We start from the raw sequence: 18026 nt of genomic DNA, 5'->3' as shown, positions 1-18026 counted from the left end.
CCCTCCGCCGCCCCCCGCCTAGGCTGGAGGGGTCCTATGCCCTCCCTGCGCGGAAGGGGCGCAGCCATGGCTCCCACTTCGAAGGCGGGCACGGCGCTGGCCGCGCTCCGCGAGGACCTGGCCGGTGAGGTCCTCACCCCGGACGACCCGGACTACGACGAGGCCCGCACGGTCTTCAACGCGATGGTCGACCGCCGCCCGGCGGTCATCGCCCGGTGCGAGAGCGAGGCGGACGTCGTCACCGCCGTCCGCTTCGCCCGCGACCTCGACCTCCCCGTCGCCGTGCGCGGCGGCGGGCACAGCGTGGCCGGGATGTCCCTCAACGACGGCGGTGTGGTGGTCGACATGCGCCGGATGAACGAGGTCACCGTGCACCCGGGGGCGAAGGCCGTACGGGTCGCCGGCGGCGCGCTGATGAGCCACCTGGACCGGGCCTGCCAGCCCTACGACCTGGCCACCACCGGCGGCCGCGTCTCCACCACCGGCGTGGCCGGCTTCGTCCTCGGCGGCGGCTCCGGCTGGCTCGACCGCGACTTCGGCCTGGCCGTGGACAACCTGCTCGGCGTGGACCTGGTCACCGCCGACGGGAGTACGGTCACCGCGACCGCCGAGGACTCCCCCGAGCTGTTCTGGGCCCTGCACGGCGGTGGCGGGAACTTCGGCGTGGCCACCTCGCTGACGCTGCGCCTGCACGAGCTGCCGCGGTTCGCGATGTGCCTGCTGCTCTACCCGCCCGAGTCCGGCCCCGAGGTGCTGCGCGCGTACCGGGACCTCGTCGAGGCCGCCGGACCCGAGCTCAGCGGCGGCGTGATCTACATGACCGGCCCGCCGGAGCCCTTCGTACCGGAGCACCTGGTCGGGACCCTGCTGGCGGGCGCACTGGTGACGTACGCGGGCGCCGAGGAGGACCTGCGCGAACAGGTCCGGCCCCTGCTGGCGCTGGAGCACGTGGCCGAGGTGCTGACCGCGATCCCGTACGCCGACCTCCAGTGCATGATGGACGACCCTCCGGGCATGCGGAACTACTGGTCGGCGGAGTACCTGACCGGTCTGCCCGACGCGCTGGTGGACGTGTTCTGCGCCCGCGCCTCCGGGATGCCGGTGCCGACCGGGACCCAGCACGTGATGTTCCCGCTGGGCGGGGCCATCGCCTCGGGGCCCGCGGAGTTCCCGGTCCCCTACCGGGACTCGCCGTGGGCCGTGCACCCCTTCGCGGTCTGGGCGGACCCGGCCGAGGACGACCGGTGCCGCCAGTGGGTCAAGGACGTACGGGCCGACGTGCTGCCCTGGAGCACCGGCGCGGTCTACCTCAACTTCACCGGCGACGAGGGTCCGCAGCGGGTGGCGGCCGGGCTCGGCGAGCAGAACCTGGCCCGGCTGGGCGCGGTGAAGCGGCAGTACGACCCCGACAACGTCTTCCGCTTCAACCACAACATCAAGCCCGGGTAGCCCCGGGAACCGGGCGGCCGGTACGGTCCGCGATATGGACAACCAGGGCGGGATCACGGTTCAGCGGGCGCTGGAGCTGCCGGGGCTGCGCAGCGGTCTCCCGGAGGTGGTGGCCTGCGCCGACCGGCTCGGCCGCAACGTGCGCTGGGTGCACGCGGGCGAGGTCCCCAACATCGCGTCGCTGCTCAAGGGCGGCGAGCTGCTGCTGACCACCGGCCTGGGCCTGGGCACCCGCCCCGCCGAACAGCGGGCCTTCGTGCGCCGCCTCGCGGACCGCGGCATCGCCGCGCTGGTGGTCGAGCTGGGGCCGCGCTTCAGCAGGCTGCCCGCCACCATCGTGGAGACGGCCCGCACCGTCGGACTCCCGCTGGTCCAGCTGCACCGGGAGGTCCCCTTCGTCACGGTGACGGAGGAGGTCCACACCGAGATCGTCAACGGCCACTACGCCCTGCTCCAGCGGGCCGAGGAGGTCCACCGGCGCTGCACCGAAGCCCTGCTGGGCGGCGGCGGGATCCCCCAAGTGCTGCACATCCTGGCCGACTTCACGGCGAACCCGGTCTTCCTGGAAACCCCCGACGGCCAGCTGCTGTACGCGGCCGGCCCGGTCGCCGGAGAGGCCGCGGCGGACCCGCTCCAGGTCTGGGAGGGCCTGCGCGGCCAGCGTGACGCGGAGCCCTCCGGCAATGCCGTGGTGGTCGACGTCCCGGGCGGCGGCCACGGCACGGGGTCGGTCCGGGCGCGGCTCGTCCTGCTGGGCGTGTCCGCCCCGCTGCTGCCCGTGCACCGGATGGCGGCGGAGCGGACGGCGGGGGTGCTGGCCGTCGTCCTGATGCAGGCCCGGCAGGAGGACGAGCTGGCGGCGCGCGGCCGCGGCGACTTCCTGACCGACCTCGCGGAGGGCCGGATCTCGGCGGAGGACGCCCCCGCCCAGGCCCGCGTACTGGGCTTCAGGCCGGGGGCGGGGCCGCTCCTGCCCGTCGTCATGCGGCTGTCCTCGGACCTGGGTCCGTCGGGGAACTGGGCCGTCCTGGCCCGGGCGGTCCTGGAGGAACTCGCCTCGGTCGGCGTCCCGGTGCTCCTGGGGGTCCGGCCGGTGGAAGGCCGCGTCCCCCTGCTGGTCTCCCTCCGCGCCGACTCCGAACGCACCACGGTGGCGGACCGGGTCGCGGCGGCGCTCCGGGCCGGCGTCGAGCGGGCGGGCCTGGACCGGGCGGGGGCCGCGCCGGCCGTGGTCGTCGGCGTCTGCGGCAGCTGGGCGGCGGCCTCCGCGGGGCTGCGACATGCCGCCGAGACCGCCACGGCCGCGCACGGGCTCCCGGACCGGCCCTGGTACGACGCCCGCCGCCTGGACATCGACCTCCTGCTGTGGCGGCTGCGCGAACACCCCGACCTGGCGGCCTTCGTGGACCGCGCGATCGGGGCGCTGCGGGTCCACGACACGGTCTCCCGCCCGCCGCTGCTCCCCACCCTGGAGACGTACCTGGCCCATGCGGGCCGCAAGGCGGAGACCGCGCGCGAGCTCCACCTGAACCGCCAGACCCTGTACAACCGGCTGGCCCGCATCTCGGAGCTCCTGGGCGCGGACCTGGACGACCCGGAGACGGTCCTCTCCCTGAGCCTGGCCCTCCGCGCCCGCCGCCACGCCTCCCCTTCCTGACGCCCCCTCGCACCCCTCGACCCTGGCGGGCCGCCCCTTCCTGACGCCCCCCTCGGCCCTGGCGGGCCGCCCGGGCTTCGCGCCGCTGCGCCGGACTCCGTCCGTCGGTGCCGGGTCAGGGTGCCGCCACCTGGGGCGGGGCCGACACGGTCGCAGCCCCGACCGCCCCGGCGCGGGGCCCGATGCTCGGGTGCGGGTGGTGGGCCCTGCGGGGCGGAGGTCCCCTACCCGCCCTTCGCCCGTTCCCAGGGCTCCGCCCTGACCCGCCGTTCCCAGGGCTCTGCCCTGACCCGCCGGTCCCAGAGCTCTGTCCTGACCCGCCGTTCCAGGGCTGGCGCCCTGACCCACCGTTCCCAAGGCTGGCGCCCTGACCCACCGTTCCCAAGGCTGGCGCCCTGACCTGCCGTCCAGAAGGCTGGCGCCCTGACCTGCCGTCCCCAAGGCTGGCGCCCTGACCCCCCGGTCCCAAGGCTCCGCCCGAGGGCCTTGGGGCTCCGCCCCAGACCCCGCTCCTCAAACGCCGGTGGGGCTGGATTGTGGGCGGCGTCAGCTGCACCTGCACGGCGGCGCTACGCGCACGTACAGCCGACGCCTGCCAAATCCAGCCCCGCCGGCGTTTGAGGCGACTTTTCAGCCCCGCCGGCGTTTGAGGCGATCTTTCAGCCTCTCCGGCGTTTGAGGAGCGGGGGTCCGGGGGCTGGTCCCCCGGCAACGGCGCCGTACGAGGAGCGGGAGCCGGGGGCCGGACCCCGGGGGTGGGGGTCAGCGGCGGCGGGACGTCAGTTCGTCGTAGACCGACAGGACCTGCGCCACCGTGTCGTCCTCCGACGGCCACGTCATCGCCTGCACCCGCCCCGCCAGGGCCAGCGCCTCCCGCCGCGCGGGATCACCGAGCAGCCCGGACACCGCAGCGGCCAGCGCCCCCGCGTCCCCGTACGGCACCAGCACACCCGCCTCCCCCACCAGCTCCGGCACACCGCCCACCGCCGTCGCCACCAACGGCACGCCGACCCGCAGAGCCTCCTGCGCCAGCGGCGACCGCGCCTCCCAGCGGCTCGGCAGCACCGCGACGTCCGCCGCCGCCAGCAGCCGCGCGGCGTCCCGCCGGCGCCCGAGCAGCCGTACCGGCAGGCCCTCCGCCTCGATGCGCCGCGCGAGTTCGGCCCGCATCGGGCCCTCCCCCGCGATCACCAGCAACGGCACCGGGTCCAGCGTCCGCCAGGCCCGCGCCGCGTCCAGCAGTACGGAGTACCCCCGCCGCCGCACCAGGCTCCCGACCGCGATCAGCAACGGCCGTTCGACCGCACCCAGTTCCGCCCGCGCCTTCCCGGGATCCGCCACCGCCACCGGCCCCTGCGGCCCCGCGGGCACCGCCACCGCCGCCAGCCGCGCGTCCCGCGCCCCCCGCAGCCGGGCCAGATCGACTTGCGCCGACGAGGCTCCGAGGACGACCGCGGCCGCCCGGGCCACGTGCCGTTCCAGCAGCAGGCTCAGCCGGCCCGCGCCGGGGCCGCCGCCGTGCCAGCTGACGACCAGGGGGACCCGCCGCCCGCGCAGGGCCAACGCCGCGCGCATGCCCGCCCGTACGCCGTGCGCGTGCACCACGTCGGCCTCGACCACCGCTGCCCGCAGCGCGCTCACCGCGTCCGGGGTGAACCGCGCGCCGGCGCTGGTGAAGTCGTACTCCCCCTCGGTCTCGACGGGCGCGCACACGGTGACCCGTACGCCGCGCGCGGCGAGCCCGGTGGCCAGCGACCGCACGTGCGCACCACCGCTCGCACCGCCGAGTACCTGGACGGTGCGAAGGACGGGGACCGGGACCGGGGAGCTGCTCACGGGCCGAAGCTCCAGGGTGAGGGGAGGCAGAGACGTGGCCCAGAATGCCAGTCCGCACGCGCGTTCCGGGACCATACGGGTGCGGATCCCGTGTGAGATACCGCCCCGACCCCCCGATCCTCACCCACACGGGCTAGCCGGGCGTCAGCACGCTGACTACTTCGCTGACTACATCGCTGACAACGCCGCCGATTACACCGACGCCCGCGCGGCCGCCAGCAACTCCTCCGCGTGCGCCCGCGCCGACACCGAGTCCTCGTGCCCGGCCAGCATCCGCGAGAGCTCGCGGATCCGGTCCTCGCCCTCCAGGACGGTGACCCCGCTGCTGGTCACGGACCCGTCGTTGGTCTTCTCGACCAGCAACTGGCGGTCCGCGAAGGCCGCCACCTGCGGCAGGTGCGTGACGACCACGACCTGCGCCGTTTTGGCCAGCTTCGCCAGCCGCCGCCCGACCTCGATGGCCGCCTTGCCGCCGACGCCCGCGTCGACCTCGTCGAAGAGGTACGTCGGCACCGGGTCGGAGCCCGCGAACACGACCTCCACGGCCAGCATCACCCGGGACAGCTCACCGCCCGACGCGCCCTTGGCGATCGGCCGCGGCTGGGCGCCGGGGTGCGGGGCCAGCAGCAGTTCGACCTCGTCCGTGCCCGAGGGGCCGTACGCGACGAGGCGGCCGCCGACCTCGACCCCGTCGGGGTCCTCGGTCTGGCGCACGTCGATGGTGACCCGCGCGTGCGGCATCGCCAGCGAGGCCAGCTCCTCGGTGACCGCGGCCGCGAAGCGGGTCGCCGCCTCGCCGCGCGCATCGGTCAACGCCTGTGCCAGTGCGGAGAGTTCCAGCCGCAGCCCGTCGCGCTCCGCGGTCAGTTCCCCGATCCGCTCGTCGTCGCCGTCCAGCTCCAGCAGCCGTTCGGAACCCCGTTCCGCCCACTCCAGCACGGAGTCCACGCTGTTCCCGGCGGAGCCGTACTTCCGGGTCAGCTGGGTGAGCGCCGCCCGCCGCTCCTCCACGGCCGCGAGGCGCAGCGGATCGGCGTCCAGGTCGTCGGCGTACCCGGCCAGTTCCCCGGCCACGTCCCCGAGCAGGATGCCGAGCTCCCCGATCCGCTCGGCGAGCGCGCCGAGCGCCGGGTCGTGGGAGCGTACGGATTCCAGCGCGCGGTGCGCCCCGGCGACGAGCGCGCCCGCGTCGATGCCCTCGGGGTCCTCGACGTTGCCGGCGAGGGCAGCGTGCGCGACCTGCGCGGCCGAGGACAGGGATTCGGCGTGGCCGAGGCGCTCCGCCTCCGCCGCCAGCTCGGTGTCCTCGCCCGCGACCGGCTCCACGGCGGCGATCTCGTCGAGCCCGAAGCGCAGCAGATCGGCCTCCTGGGCGCGTTCCCGGGCCCGGGTGGTGATCTCCTCCAGCTCTCCGGCGGCTGCCCGCAGCCTGCGGTGCGCGGCGGCGTACTTCTCCAGCGGGACGGCGACGGCGTCGCCCGCGTACCGGTCGAGGGCCTGCCGCTGCCGGGCCGGCCGGAGCAGGCCCTGCTGGTCGGTCTGGCCGTGGACGGCGACGAGGTCGTCGGCGAGTTCGGCGAGCAGTCCGACGGGTACGGAGCGGCCGCCGACGTGGGCGCGCGAGCGGCCCTCGGCGGAGACGGTCCGGCTGATCAGCAGGGCGCCGTCGTCGAGCTCGGCACCGGCCTCCTCGGCGCGCAGGGCGGCGGGGGCGTCCGGGCGCATGACGATGCGCCCTTCGACGACCGCCGCTTTGGCCCCGATCCGCACCAGGGCCGGGTCGGCGCGCCCGCCGAGCAGCAGCCCGAGGCTGGTGACGACCATGGTCTTGCCCGCGCCGGTCTCGCCGGTCACCGCCGTGAAACCGGGCGACAGCTCGACCACAGCGTCGTCGATGACCCCGAGCGACCGTATCCGCATCTCCTCAAGCACGGGACGACGATACCGAGGTTTCACGGGTGCCATGTGACGTCACCCGCCCAGAACAACTCGAACAGTCATGCTATTTACGTACGCGCGACGTACGAAACCGGCACCGGACCCGCGCCGGACCCGTACGGGGCCCGTGCCGGGCCCGTGCTGGACCCCCGTGCCGGACCCGTGCGGAAACGGTCCGGGACTAGTGCGGCGCCCCGCGCCACCCCGACACCGGAAGCGCGAACTTCGCGACGAGCCGGTCCGTGAACGACGCGTGGTGCAGCCGCGCGAGCCGCACCGGAACCGTCCCCCGCCGGACCTCCACCCGGGCCCCGGCCGGCAGCTCCACCGTCCGCCGCCCGTCGCACCACAGCACCCCGTGCGGGGTCCCGGTCTGCACCTCCACCGCCAGCACCGAGTCCGGCGAGGTCACCAGCGGCTTCGCGAACAGTGCGTGCGCGCTGATCGGCACCATCAGCAGCGCCTCCACCTCCGGCCAGACCACCGGCCCGCCGGCCGAGAAGGCGTACGCCGTCGAACCCGTCGGGGTCGCGCAGACGATTCCGTCACAGCCGAAGCCGGACACCGGGCGACCGTCGATCTCCAGGACCACCTCCAGCATCCGCTCCGGGGACACCTTCTGGACGGCCGCCTCGTTCAGCGCCCAGTCCCGGTGCAGCACGTCCCCGTTGGTCCGCACGATCACATCGAGGGTCATCCGCTCCTCGACCTCGTACTCCCGCGTCACGACCCGGTCCACGACCTTGTCCAGGTCGTCCCGCTCGGCCTCCGCGAGGAAGCCCACCCGGCCCAGGTTGACGCCGAGCATCGGCACCCCCGAGCCCCGCGCGAACTCGGCACCGCGCAGCAGGGTCCCGTCGCCGCCCAGCACGATCAGCAGCTCGCACCCGTCGAGCACCTCCGGCGTGCACTCCGACTCGGCAACCAGCTCCACCTCGGGCGGCAGCGGCAGGTCCACCGCCTCGTGCCGCAGCACCCGTACGCCCAGCCCGCTGCGCAGCAGACCCTGCACGACCAGCTCGGCGCTGCGGATGGCCGCCGGCCGCCCGGTGTGCGCGAGCAGGAAGACCGTCCGCGCCCCCGGCTCCGCCGATTTCCCCGACTGTGCTGATTCCTCCGACACACTGCTCACTGCGGCCCCTCCGCCACTGCACGTTCGACATCCGCCGGGTCGAGCACCGGTGCCCCCGCCCGCAGCCACAGAAAATACTCGACGTTGCCCGAGGGGCCCGGCAGCGGACTCGCCGTCACCCCGACCACGCCGAGGCCCAGCTTCCACGCCTGCGCCGCGACGTCCCGCACGGCCTCCGCCCGCAGTTCCGGGCTGCGCACCACACCGCCGCTGCCGAGCCGGTCCTTGCCGACCTCGAACTGTGGTTTGACCATCAGCACCAGATCCGCGTCCGGCGCGCAGCAGCGTACGAGCGCGGGCAGCACCAGCCCGATGGAGATGAAGGACAGATCCCCGACGACCAGGTCGACGGGCACCCCGTCGATCAGCTCCACCGTCAGCTCGCGCACGTTCGTCCGGTCCTTGACGGTGACCCGCTCGTCGCTCTGCAGCGACCAGGCGAGCTGCCCGTAGCCGACGTCGACGGCCATCACGTGGGTGACCCCGGCGCGCAGCAGGACGTCGGTGAACCCGCCGGTCGACGCGCCCGCGTCCAGCGCCCGGCGGCCCTCCACGCGCAGTCCCTGCGGCTGGAAGGCCGCCAGCGCGCCCGCCAGCTTGTGGCCGCCCCGGGAGACGTAGTCCGGGTCGCTGTCGTCCTTGAGGACGACGAGGGCCGCGCTGGTCTCGACCTGGGTGGCCGCCTTGGTCGCGGTGTTTCCGCCCACCGTCACCCGGCCGGCGGCGATCAGCTGCGCGGCGTGCTCGCGCGAGCGGGCCATGCTGCGGCGCACCAGTTCGGCGTCCAGGCGGCGGCGTGCCACTCCTGCCACGTTCGGTTCAGCTCCTGTTTTCGAGAGGACGGGGGCCGGTGGGCGCGTCCAGCGCGGTCAGCGCGGAGCGCAGCCCCCTGTGCACATCCTCGTACACCTCGAGGTGTCCGTCCGCCGGGAGGTGGTCCGCGTCCGCCAGCCGCTCCAGCCCCGCGTCCACCCCGGCGTGCCCGGTGGGCGTGCGTACGAGGCCCAGCGCGACCGGCCCGGCGGGCGCGGCCCCCTCGTCGGAGGCCTCGCCCAGCACCTCGTCCGGGGCCTGCGGGGACGGGTCCTGCGACACGTCGGGCACTTCTTCGGTCATGCCCCGACGCTACCCCGTACCGTGCCCGCGGCCGCGCACGGCTCTGCGGTACGGTCGGGATCACGATGGCTACGATCGAGGAGTGCCGTGCGGCACTCGACCAACTCTCCGACAACCTGGCGCGGGCCGAAGGCGACGTGCGCGGTGCGACCGCGCTCGACCGCTCGCTGAGCTGCCACATCACCGACCTGGACCGGACCTTCACGGGCCGCCTCGACGGCGGCCGGATCCGCGTGGACGCGGTGGCCCCCGGGCCGCCGCCCGCCAAGGCCGAGATCCGGCTCGCCATGGCCGGCGACGACCTCGTCGCCCTGGTCGCGGGCGACCTGAAGTTCGCCAAGGCCTGGGCCTCCGGCCGCATCCGCCTGGAGGCGGGCTTCCGCGACCTGCTGAGACTCAAGAGCCTGCTGTAGATCCCGCCGCATCCGGCCCCGCCCGCCGCATCCAGCCCCGGCGGCGTTTGAGGCGCGGGGGTCCGGGGGCGGGCCACCCCCGGCAACGGCGCCGCACCCGCCTACTCGGCGTGAACCACCGACCGGGCCCGCCGCGCCGCGGGAATCACCAGCGGCGTCCCCGTCTCCGGGTCGGAGATGACCTGACACCGCAGCCCGAACACCCGCTCCACCAGCTCCGCCGTCACCACCTCCGCCGGCGCCCCCTCCGCCACGACCCTGCCGTCCCGCATCGCGATCAGGTGCGTCGCGTACCGGGCCGCGTGGTTCAGGTCGTGCAGCACCGCGACCAGCGTCCGCCCCTGCTCCTCGTGCAGCTCCGCGCACAGGTCCAGCACGTCGATCTGGTGCTGGATGTCCAGGTAGGTGGTCGGCTCGTCCAGCAGCAGCAGCGGAGTCTGCTGCGCCAGCGCCATCGCGATCCACACCCGCTGCCGCTGCCCGCCCGACAGCTCGTCCACGGCCCGGTCGGCGAGCTCCGCCACCCCCGTGGAGGCCATCGACTCGTTCACGATCCGCTCGTCCCCGGCCGACCACTGCCGCAGCATGCCCTGGTGCGGGTAGCGGCCGCGCGAGACCAGGTCGGACACCGTGATCCCGTCGGGTGCGATCGAGGACTGCGGCAGCAGGCCCAGCGTCCTGGCGACCTTCTTCGCCGGCATCGACCCGATGACCTGTCCGTCCAGCAGCACCCGCCCCTGCGAGGGCTTCAGCATCCGCGACAGGGCGCGCAGCAGGGTGGACTTGCCGCAGGCGTTGGGGCCGACGATCACGGTGAAGGAGTTGTCCGGGATCTCCACCGACAGGTTCTCGGCGATGACCCGCTGGTCGTATCCGAGCGTCACGTTCTCCGCGGTCAGCCGCTGCACTTGCCTGCTCCTCTGGTTGCTCATACCCCTCTGGTCCTTCATATGCGGCCTGCCTTGCGCTCGGTGACGAGCAGCCACAGCAGGTAGACGCCGCCGACCAGGCCCGTCACCACCCCCACCGGCAACTGGTCGGCGCCGAAGGCCCGCTGGGAGGCCCAGTCGGACACCAGCAGCAGCAGCGCGCCCATCAGCGCCCCGGTCAGCAGGCTCGCCCCGGGCGAGCGGGTCAGCCGGCGGGCCAGCTGCGGCGCGGCCAGCGCGACGAAGCTGATGGGCCCGGCCGCGGCGCTGGCCGCGGTGGTGAGCAGGATCGCCGCCACCATGAGCAGCAGCCGGGTCCGCTCCACCCGCACTCCCAGGGCGTACGCCGCGTCGTCGCCCATCTCGATCATCCGCAGCGCCCGGCTCTGGCCGAGGATCAGCGGGAACAGCACGGCGCAGCTGACGAGCAGCGGCCACACCTGGGCCCAGTCCCGGCCGGCCAGCGACCCGGTCAGCCAGACCATCGCGCGGGTGGCCTCGACGAGCTGCGCCTTCGTCAGCAGGTACTGGATGACGGCGATCAGCATCGCTGAGGCACCGATGCCGACGAGGACGAGGCGGTAGCCGTGGATGCCCTGCTTGTAGGCGAGCAGGTACACCAGCAGGCCGGCCACCAGACCGCCCACCAGCGCGCCCACGGCCACCTGGCCGGCGCCGCCGTTGAACAGCACGATGACGACCAGCGCGCCCACGGCCGAGCCGTAGCCGAAGCCGAGCACGTCCGGGGAGCCGAGCGGATTGCGCGAGACCGACTGGAAGACGGCCCCGGCCATGCCGAGGGCCGCGCCGACCAGTACGGCGACCAGGACCCGCGGCAGCCGCAGGTCGTTGATGATGAAGTCGTGCGCGGGCGTGCCGTTGCCCAGCAGGGTCTGCACGACGTCCCACGGGGCGATGTCGAAGTCCCCGGTGCCGATGAGGACCACGGCCATCGCCAGCCCGAGCGCCAGGAGCAGCACCCCCACGCCCAGCGCACGCCGCTCCACGCGCAGCGATATCCCGCCGGGCAGGTGCAGCGGCCGGGGGCCGGTCCGCCGCGTGCGCACCTTGCGGGGTGCGTCGGTCACTGTCACAGCGCTGCCATCCTCTTGCGGCGGACGAGGTAGATGAACACGGGTCCGCCGATGAGGGCCGTGACGATGCCGACCTGGAGTTCGGCGGGCCGGGTGACGACCCGGCCGATGACGTCGGCACCGAGCAGCAGTACGGGCGAGAGCACCGCCGAGTACGCGAGCACCCAGCGCATGTCCGGCCCGGTGAAGAACCGTACGAGGTGCGGGATCATCAGGCCGACGAAGACGATCGGTCCGCAGGCGGCGGTCGCGGCCCCGCACAGCAGGGTGATGGCGATCATCGCGCCGATCCGGGTCCGCGTCAGGTTCGCGCCCAGCGCCCGCGCGGTGTCGTCGCCCATGGCCATGGCGTTGAGCGGCCGGCCCAGCGTCAGCGCGAGCGCGGCGCCGACCAGCAGGAAGGGTGCCACCTGCTTGACGGTCTCCATGTTGGCGGAGGCCAGCGAGCCGACGGTCCAGAAGCGGAGCTTGTCCAGTGCCTTGCTGTCCATCAGCTGCACGGCGTTGATGTACCCGACGAGGGCCGCGCTGGCCGCCGTACCGGCGAGCGCCAGGCGCACCGGCGTGGCGCTGCGGCTGCCGCCGAGCACGTACACGACGACGGAGACCACGGCGGCGCCGAGGAAGGCCCACCACACGAACTCGCTGAGCGAGGTGGCCCCGAAGAAGCTGATGGCCGATACGACGGCGGCCGCGGCCCCGGCGTTCACGCCGAGGATCCCGGGCTCGGCCAGCGGGTTGCGGGTCAGTGCCTGCATCACGGCGCCGGACAGGCCGAGACCGAGGCCGACGAGCACCCCGAGGAGGGTGCGCGGGACCCGCAGGTCCCGCACGACGACGTCGGAGGTCGTCCCTGAGTAGTGGAACAGGCCGTGCCAGACCTCGTGGAGGGGCATCTGCTTGGCGCCGACCGCGATGCTCGCCACCGCGATCAGCGCGAGCACGCCGACGGCGGCGAGCAGACCGACGGCCCGCGCCCCGTGGCGCGGGCGGGTGGCGGCGACCGGCGCCGCACTCGTTTCGGGGGGACTCTCGACCAACACGAAGTTAGGTTAGCCTACCCTCCGCCTGCCCGGAGCCCCCCGAACGGCCCCTCCTGCCGGGCCCGCAGACCCTGCTACAGGCCGAGCAGGGCCAGCGCCTTCCCCGCCTCCAGCCCGCACGAACCTTCCCCGGCGTGCGTCCACGCCGCCGCGCACAGCGCCCGCAGCCCGTCGATGGGGTCCGGCTCCGCGCCCTCCCCGCCCCGCAGCTCCAGTACGCCGTCCAGCGCGACCGCGGTCCAGCCCCCGCAGCGGAAGCCCCCCTCGGGCCCGCCGGCCGCCACCACCTCGGGCTGCCCGGTCAGCAGCCCGCGCAGGTCCCGGTCCACGTATGTCGGCCGGTACTTCGGCTCGGCCCCCAGCAGCTGCGCCCCGTCGGTCACCCCGGTCAGCACCAGCAGGGAGTCCACCTCCCCGTTGAAGGCGCCCTCGATGTCGGTGTCCAGCCGGTCCCCGACCACCAGCGGCCGCTCCGCCCCGGTCCGCAGCACCGTCTCGCGGTGCATCGGGGGCAGCGGCTTGCCCGCCACCTGGGGCTCGGCGCCCGTGGCGATCCGTACGACCTCCACGGCGGCCCCGTTGCCCGGAGCGATCCCCCGCGCCCCCGGAATCGTCAGATCGGTGTTCGAGGCGTACCACGGCACCCCGCGGTTGATCGCGTACGAGGCCTCCGCGAACCGCGACCACTGCAGGTCGGGCCCGCCGTACCCCTGGACCACCGCGGCGAGACCCTCCTCCTCGGCGGAGTCCACCGGAACCAGCCCGCGTTCGCGCAGCGCCACCCGCAGCCCCTCGCCGCCGATCACCAGCACCTTGGACCCCGGCGCCACCTGCTCGGCGATGAGCCGGGCCACCGCCTGCGCGGAGGTGATCACCTCGCCCGCCTCCGTCGGGATCCCGAGCTCGCTCAGGTGCTCCGCGACCGCGTCCGGAGTGCGCAGCGCGTTGTTCGTCACGTACGCCAGGTGCATCCCGTCGGACCGCGCCACGGCGAGCGACTCCACGGCGTGCGCGATGGCCTCCCCACCCGCGTACACCACCCCGTCGAGGTCGAGCAGGGCCGTGTCGTACGCCTGGTGCAGACTCCGCTCACTGCCCGCGGGACTGGTCCTGCTCTGCCGGGTCATGGTGTCCGTTCCTCCTGGGCCCCGCCCAGCGGTGACGGGGCGAGATCGATCTTGTCCGGTTTCCGTACTCCCCCGATCATCCCGCATGGCGAGACGGGTCTTACGATTCACCAATGACCACATCTGGCACCGCGGACCATGGACTGCGCCTGATCCCGTTCCATGGCCTGCGTTACGTACCCGAGCGTGTCGGCAGCCTGGCCGCCGTCACCTCACCGCCGTACGACGTGGTCGTGCGCCCCGACGGACTCAACCACCTGGAGTCCGCCGACCCGCACAACATCGTCCGCCTGATCCTTCCGCAGGCCGACAGCCCCGACGCGCGCAACCAGCAGGCGGCGCACACCCTGCGCGACTGGCTCTCCGAGGGCATCCTCAGCGCCGATCCGGAGCCCGCGCTCTACGTGTACGAGCAGCGCAAGGGCGACCTGCTGCAGCGCGGCGTCATCGGAGCCCTGGCCCTCTCCGCCGCCGACGCCGGGATCGTCCTGCCCCACGAGGACGTCATGCCCCACGTGGTCACCGACCGCGCCGGCCTGATGCGCGCCACCTCGGCCAACCTCGAACCGCTGCTCCTCACCTATCTGGGAGCGGACCCGGCCACGGGCACGGCCGCGGTCGTCGAGCACACCTCTCGGCGCACCCCGCTGTTCTCCACCACCACCGAGGACGGTTTCCAGCACCGGCTGTGGGCCATCACCGACCCCGCTGAACTGGCGGCGATCACCGCCGACCTGGGCGACCGCCAGGCCCTCATCGCCGACGGCCACCACCGCTGGGCGACGTACCTGCGCCTCCAGGAGGAGCACGGCTCGCCCACCCCGTGGGACTTCGGCCTGGTCCTCCTCGTCGACACCGCCCGCTACCCGCTCCAGGTCCGCGCGATCCACCGGCTGCTCCGGCGCCTGGCACCCGCCGAGGCGCTGGCGGCCCTGGACGGCAACTTCCGGGTGCGTACGGTCGACGGGCCGCTGCCGCGCGCCATGGAGGCCCTGGGCGAAGCAGCGGAGCGCGGCAACGCCTTCCTCCTCACCGGCGACGGCACCTTCCACCTGGTCACCGACCCGGAGCCGGCCCTCATCGAGCGCACGGTCCGCGGCGACCGCCCCGAGGCCTGGCGCCGGCTGGATGCCACGGTGCTGCACGCGACGCTGCTGGACACGCTGTGGACCGTCCCCGACACCCCCGAGCAGATCTCGTACATCCACGACACGGAGGCCACCGTGGAGATGGCCGAGCGGCTCGGCGGCACGGCCGTCCTGCTGAACCCCGTACGCGAGTCGGTCGTCCGGGAGCTGGCCCGCCAGGGCGTGACGATGCCCCGCAAGTCCACCTCCTTCGGCCCCAAGCCGGCCACGGGCCTGGTGCTGCGCAGCGTGGACTGAGCGCAGCGCGGACCGACCGGCCCCGGACAAAGAAAAAGGGCGGTACCCCCACCGGGGGTACCGCCCTTCTCAGTTCACTCAGGCCTTGTCGCGGCCCTGGTCCTCATCACGCCGGTCCAGGACGTCGTCGTCGTCATCCTCGTCCTCGTCTTCGTCGAGAACGACGATCTCGTCGGTGGCGTCGACATCGACGTCGCCTTCGTACTCGTCGTCGTCCTCGTCGTAGTACTCGGCCTGGTCGGAGGCACGCTCCGCCGCCACGACCTCGGGGTCGTCGTCGCGCTCGTCGTCCTCGTCGAGGTCGTCCTCGTCGAGGCCGTCCTCCACGTCGCCGTCCTCGTCCGCGGACGCGTCGACGAACTCGACCCCGTCCAGCTCGGCGAGCCGGTCCGAGGCGTCCGTGGCCCCGTCCTTGTCGGCCTCGAGGGTCTTGGCGAACCACTCGCGCGCCTCGTCCTCACGGCCCGCCGCCAGCAGGGCGTCCGCGTAGGCGTACCGCAGGCGCGCGGTCCAGGGCTGCACCGAGTTGGAGGCCAGCTCCGGGCTCTGCAGGGTCACGATGGCGGCGTCGAGCTGGTCCATGTCCCGGCGGGCACCGGCCGCGACCAGACGCATCTCGACCTGACCGGCCTTGTCCAGCTTCTGCACCTCGGGCTCGCCGGCCATGGCCAGCGCCCGCTCCGGACGGCCGAGGCCGCGCTCGCAGTCGGCGATGACGGGCCACAGTTCGACCGAACCGGTCATCCGCTTGGCGGCGCGGAACTCCGCGATCGCCTCGGCGTACTTCTGCGTGGCGTACGCGGCGAAGCCGGCGGCCTCGCGCACGGCGGCGACACGGGAGGCCAGCCGCAGGGCGATGCGCGAGTACGCGTACGCCTGCTCCGGGTCCTCGTCGATCAGCCGGGCCACCATGACCAGGTTCTTGGAGACTTCCTCGGCCAGACCCTTGGGCAGGCTCAGGAGCTCCTGGCGAACGTCGGAGTCGATCTCGAAACCGGTGACGTCCTCGTCGATCGGAAGCCGCTTGACCGGGTCACGGTCGGAGCGGAAGTCACGGTCGCCACCACGATCGTCACGCCCGCGGAACCCACCGCGGTCGCCGCCGCGGTCGTCGCGGCGCGGGTACGAGGGGCGGTCGCCACCGCGGTCGTCGCGGTTGCCGCGGTAACCACCGCGGTCGTCGTCCCGACGGGGGTAGGACGGACGGTCACCGGAGGGACGGTCGTCACGGCGCGGGTACGAGGGGCGGTCGCCACCGCGGTCATCGCGGTTGCCACGGAATCCACCGCGGTCATCGTCACGGCGCGGGAAGGACGGACGGTCCCCACCGCGGTCATCCCGGCGCGGGAAGGAGGGGCGGTCGCCACCGCGGTCGTCGCGGTTGCCGCGGTAACCACCGCGGTCGTCGTCCCGACGGGGGTAGGACGGACGGTCACCGGAGGGACGGTCGTCGCGACGCGGGTACGAGGGGCGGTCGCCACCGCGGTCATCGCGGTTGCCACGGAATCCACCGCGGTCATCGTCACGGCGCGGGAAGGACGGACGGTCACCACCACGGTCATCACGACGCGGGTACGACGGGCGGTCGCCGCCCCGGTCGTCACGACGCGGGAAGGAGGGACGGTCGCCACGGTCGTTGCCGCGGAAGCCACCACCAGTGGGACGGTCACCACGGTCGTTCCCACGGAACGGCGGACGGTCACCGGAGGGACGGTCGTCACGGCGCGGGTACGAGGGACGGTCGCCACCGCGGTCATCGCGGTTGCCACGGAATCCACCGCGGTCATCGTCACGGCGCGGGTACGAGGGACGGTCACCACCACGGTCATCACGACGCGGGAAGGAGGGACGGTCGCCACGGTCGTTGCCGCGGAAGCCACCACCAGTGGGACGGTCACCACGGTCGTTCCCACGGAACGGCGGACGGTCACCGGAGGGACGGTCGTCACGGCGCGGGTACGAGGGGCGGTCGCCACCGCGGTCATCACGGTTGCCACGGAATGCACCGCGGTCATCGTCACGGCGCGGGAAGGACGGACGGTCACCACCACGGTCATCACGACGCGGGTACGACGGGCGGTCACCACGGTCGTTGCCACGGAAGCCACCACCGGAGGGACGGTCTCCACGGTCATTACCGCGGAAGCCACCACCAGTGGGACGGTCTCCACGGTCATTACCGCGGAAGCCACCACCAGTGGGACGGTCACCACGGTCGTTGCCACGGAAGCCACCACCGGAGGGGCGGTCACCGCGGTCATTACCGCGGAAGCCACCACCAGTGGGACGGTCACCACCGCGGTCGTCACGGCGCGGGAAGGACGGACGGTCGCCGCCACCCGAGGGACGGCCGCCACGGTCGTCATCACGGCGGGGGTAGCTCGGACGGTCGCCACCACGGTCGTCACGACGGGGATACGACGGGCGGTCGCCACCGCCGGCCGGCCGGCCGGCACGGTCGTCACGACGGAAGCCACCGCCGCCACCACCGGTGGGACGGTCGCCGCGGTCATCGCGACGGAACGGCGGACGGTCGCCGCCACGCTCGTCACGGCCCCCGCGGTAGCCGCCCCTGTCACCGCCGTCGTTGCGCCGAGGCTCGCGCTCCGGACGATCGTCGGGAGAGTTGGACATGGGTGTGACTCCTGTCTTCGGGGTACCGCTAGTCATTCTCGCGCAACCAACCCATGGCCGCGCTTCGGCGTAAAGCTGTGGAAAACAAAAAAGGACCCTTGGTCCAGCGTTGAACGCTGGACCAAGGGTCCTTTGAAAAATTGTTCGGCGGCGTCCTACTCTCCCACAGGGTCCCCCCTGCAGTACCATCGGCGCTGAAAGGCTTAGCTTCCGGGTTCGGAATGTAACCGGGCGTTTCCCTAACGCTATGACCACCGAAACCCTAATCGGTTT

14 protein-coding genes, 1 rRNA gene and 1 pseudogene are annotated in these 18026 nt (G+C 73.7%); 4 read left to right on the top strand and 12 right to left on the bottom strand.

Translation table 11 applies throughout. From position 1 onward, the window contains the following. The first annotated feature begins 66 nt into the window (after positions 1–66). Positions 67–1449 (top strand): FAD-binding oxidoreductase, encoded by a 1383-nt coding sequence (locus OG904_RS24615; protein WP_405494439.1) that lies wholly within the window; start codon positions 67–69, stop codon positions 1447–1449. A gap of 34 nt (positions 1450–1483) precedes the next feature. After that, a complete protein-coding gene (locus OG904_RS24610; protein WP_405494437.1) occupies positions 1484–3106 on the top strand; it encodes a PucR family transcriptional regulator in 1623 nt (540 codons plus the stop codon). Between the two features lie 762 nt (positions 3107–3868). On the opposite strand, the gene OG904_RS24605 is transcribed toward OG904_RS24610, so the two are convergent. The 5 genes from OG904_RS24605 to OG904_RS24585 all read right to left on the bottom strand — a co-directional run bounded on the left by OG904_RS24605 (position 3869) and on the right by OG904_RS24585 (position 9128). Beyond that, positions 3869–4942, bottom strand: coding sequence for a glycosyltransferase family 4 protein (locus tag OG904_RS24605; protein WP_405494435.1), 1074 nt, complete (start codon positions 4940–4942; stop codon positions 3869–3871). A 192-nt stretch (positions 4943–5134) separates the two neighbouring features. Next, positions 5135–6862, bottom strand: coding sequence for a DNA repair protein RecN (gene recN, locus OG904_RS24600; protein ID WP_405498238.1), 1728 nt, complete (start codon positions 6860–6862; stop codon positions 5135–5137). Between the two features lie 199 nt (positions 6863–7061). Further along, positions 7062–8012, bottom strand: a complete 951-nt coding sequence (locus OG904_RS24595; RefSeq protein ID WP_405494433.1) for an NAD kinase — start codon at positions 8010–8012, stop codon at positions 7062–7064. Continuing rightward, complete coding sequence (locus tag OG904_RS24590; RefSeq protein ID WP_405494431.1) at positions 8009–8824, bottom strand: TlyA family RNA methyltransferase; 816 nt, start codon at positions 8822–8824, stop codon at positions 8009–8011. Before OG904_RS24590 ends, OG904_RS24595 begins: the two co-directional genes overlap by 4 nt. A 7-nt stretch (positions 8825–8831) precedes the next feature. Beyond that, positions 8832–9128, bottom strand: a complete 297-nt coding sequence (locus tag OG904_RS24585) for a hypothetical protein (RefSeq protein ID WP_405494429.1) — start codon at positions 9126–9128, stop codon at positions 8832–8834. A 65-nt stretch (positions 9129–9193) separates the two neighbouring features. Between OG904_RS24585 and OG904_RS24580 the strand changes: the two genes are divergently transcribed. Beyond that, on the top strand, positions 9194–9541 hold the full coding sequence (locus tag OG904_RS24580) for an SCP2 sterol-binding domain-containing protein (protein ID WP_405494427.1): 348 nt from the start codon (positions 9194–9196) through the stop codon (positions 9539–9541). Positions 9542–9642: 101 nt separating this feature from the next. On the opposite strand, the gene OG904_RS24575 is transcribed toward OG904_RS24580, so the two are convergent. From OG904_RS24575 to OG904_RS24560, 4 genes are all read right to left on the bottom strand, one after another. After that, positions 9643–10473: an ABC transporter ATP-binding protein gene (locus tag OG904_RS24575; protein ID WP_405494425.1), complete on the bottom strand. Its 831-nt coding sequence runs from the start codon at positions 10471–10473 to the stop codon at positions 9643–9645. Positions 10474–10487: 14 nt separating this feature from the next. Next, on the bottom strand, positions 10488–11564 hold the full coding sequence (locus OG904_RS24570) for a FecCD family ABC transporter permease (protein ID WP_405494423.1): 1077 nt from the start codon (positions 11562–11564) through the stop codon (positions 10488–10490). Then, a complete protein-coding gene (locus tag OG904_RS24565; RefSeq protein WP_405494421.1) occupies positions 11561–12607 on the bottom strand; it encodes a FecCD family ABC transporter permease in 1047 nt (348 codons plus the stop codon). Before OG904_RS24565 ends, OG904_RS24570 begins: the two co-directional genes overlap by 4 nt. Positions 12608–12681: 74 nt before the next feature. Further along, a complete protein-coding gene (locus tag OG904_RS24560; RefSeq protein WP_405494419.1) occupies positions 12682–13734 on the bottom strand; it encodes an HAD-IIA family hydrolase in 1053 nt (350 codons plus the stop codon). 113 nt (positions 13735–13847) lie between these two features. Between OG904_RS24560 and OG904_RS24555 the strand changes: the two genes are divergently transcribed. Next, entirely contained in the window at positions 13848–15119 is a 1272-nt protein-coding gene (locus OG904_RS24555) for a DUF1015 family protein (RefSeq protein ID WP_405494417.1), read from the top strand. Between the two features lie 78 nt (positions 15120–15197). Here the strand turns inward: OG904_RS24555 and OG904_RS24550 are convergent, their stop codons facing one another. The 3 genes and pseudogenes from OG904_RS24550 to rrf all read right to left on the bottom strand — a co-directional run bounded on the left by OG904_RS24550 (position 15198) and on the right by rrf (position 18012). Then, complete coding sequence (locus OG904_RS24550) at positions 15198–16079, bottom strand: hypothetical protein (RefSeq protein WP_405498236.1); 882 nt, start codon at positions 16077–16079, stop codon at positions 15198–15200. A gap of 81 nt (positions 16080–16160) precedes the next feature. After that, positions 16161–17738 (bottom strand): annotated as a pseudogene (locus OG904_RS24545) (hypothetical protein); the annotation flags it as partial. Between the two features lie 157 nt (positions 17739–17895). Next, positions 17896–18012, bottom strand: a 5S ribosomal RNA gene (gene rrf, locus OG904_RS24540). Positions 18013–18026 lie beyond the last annotated feature (14 nt).

Source organism: Streptomyces sp. NBC_00096, assembly GCF_045041305.1.
Taxonomy (GTDB): domain Bacteria; phylum Actinomycetota; class Actinomycetes; order Streptomycetales; family Streptomycetaceae; genus Streptomyces.
Note: the sequence above shows the minus strand (reverse complement) of the source record. Positions and strands in the feature narration are given on the sequence as shown.

Excerpts from the sequence above, each read along its gene's own strand:
- OG904_RS24585 (WP_405494429.1), bottom strand. The coding sequence starts at position 9,128 with ATGACCGAAGAAGTGCCCGACGTGTCGCAGGACCCGTCCCCGCAGGCC.
- OG904_RS24555 (WP_405494417.1), top strand. The coding sequence starts at position 13,848 with ATGACCACATCTGGCACCGCGGACCATGGACTGCGCCTGATCCCGTTC.
- recN (WP_405498238.1), bottom strand. The coding sequence starts at position 6,862 with ATGCGGATACGGTCGCTCGGGGTCATCGACGACGCTGTGGTCGAGCTG.
- OG904_RS24580 (WP_405494427.1), top strand. The coding sequence starts at position 9,194 with ATGGCTACGATCGAGGAGTGCCGTGCGGCACTCGACCAACTCTCCGAC.
- OG904_RS24610 (WP_405494437.1), top strand. The coding sequence starts at position 1,484 with ATGGACAACCAGGGCGGGATCACGGTTCAGCGGGCGCTGGAGCTGCCG.
- OG904_RS24560 (WP_405494419.1), bottom strand. The coding sequence starts at position 13,734 with ATGACCCGGCAGAGCAGGACCAGTCCCGCGGGCAGTGAGCGGAGTCTG.
- OG904_RS24575 (WP_405494425.1), bottom strand. The coding sequence starts at position 10,473 with ATGAGCAACCAGAGGAGCAGGCAAGTGCAGCGGCTGACCGCGGAGAAC.
- OG904_RS24615 (WP_405494439.1), top strand. The coding sequence starts at position 67 with ATGGCTCCCACTTCGAAGGCGGGCACGGCGCTGGCCGCGCTCCGCGAG.